Here is a 1,331-nt window from a genome sequence, read left to right on the forward strand (position 1 = left end):
CCAGAAGCTTAAAGAGTTTAATAATGGGAAAGCAACGTCACGAGCACCGATCTGTAAAGGTACAGAGATGTTCATCATACCTACAACTAGACCCATTGCTACGAAGAAGATCATGATTACACCGTGTGCGGTGAAGATCTGGTCGTAATGGTCAGGATGTAAATAACCTTCACCACCGCCTTTAGCGAGGAAAAGTTGTAAACGCATCATGATCGCATCGGCGAAACCACGCAAAAGCATGACAACAGATACGATGATATACATGATACCAATCTTTTTATGGTCTACAGTTGTAAACCATTCTTTCCACAAATATCCCCATTTTTTGAAATAGGTGATACCGCCAAGCACAGCAATTGCACCAAGTGCCATAAAGACCATGGTGACAAGTACGATTGGCTCTGTCGGGATAGAGTCCCAACCCAATTTACCAAAAATCATATCCATGTCTTATTCCCCTTGAGCAGCGTGTTCAGCTGCAACATGAGTTTCTGCTGTTGTATGTGCAGCAGAGTGGTCAGCACCATGATAGTTACTCATATAGTGGTTGATAATTGTTTCAAACAATTTTGGTTCAACTGAAGAGTAATAAGTCACAGGGTGTGGCTTAGTCGGGAACGGTTTCATCGCTTCTGCTTTAGCAAGCGCTTCTTGATCACCAGCAGCTTTAGCACGATTTACTAAATGCTCGATTTGGTGCTTAGAACGATCGCCATCACGTAAGGTTGCCAATTCAGCTTGGTCAAGCGTAGTTTTTTGAACTGCTTCTGGGTTAATGGTTGTACCATTACCTGCTTTAACAGCCGCTACCCATTCGTTGAATTGTTGCTCTGTAACGCTATGCGCTTTGAAACGCATTTGAGAGAAACCATAGCCTGAGTAGTTAGAAGAGAAACCACGATATACACCAGTTTCATTTGCTAACAAATGAAGGTGAGTTTGCATACCTGCCATTGCATAAATTTGACCGCCTAACTGTGGAATGAAGAATGAGTTCATCGTGAAGTTAGAAGTGATTTTGAAACTTAACGGAGTTTTCTCTGGGAAACGTACTTCGTTAACAGTCGCAATGTTTTGTTCAGGATAAATAAAAATCCACTTGAACTGTTCAGCAATAACCTGAATAGTTAAAGGTGCTTTATCTGATTCTAAAGGACGGTATGGGTCATACTTGTGGGAACCCCACCAAGTTAACCAAGCTAAAATACCAATAATAATGACAGGAATACCCCATACTACAACTTCAATTGCAGTTGAGTGTGCCCATGTAGGTTTATAGTCTGCATCTTTATTTGACGCACGATATTTCCAACCAAACCATAATGCCATGA

At 41.4% G+C, this 1,331-nt stretch carries 2 protein-coding genes; both read right to left on the bottom strand.

The window, feature by feature from the left end:
- The coding region (locus tag VXQ92_RS18325; RefSeq protein WP_416682766.1) for a cbb3-type cytochrome c oxidase subunit I at positions 1 to 447 on the bottom strand (447 nt) is incomplete at its 3' end.
- 3 nt (positions 448 to 450) lie between these two features.
- The coding region (gene cyoA, locus VXQ92_RS18330) for a ubiquinol oxidase subunit II (protein WP_416682767.1) at positions 451 to 1,331 on the bottom strand (881 nt) is incomplete at its 5' end.

The organism is Acinetobacter sp. 228 (assembly GCF_048147885.1).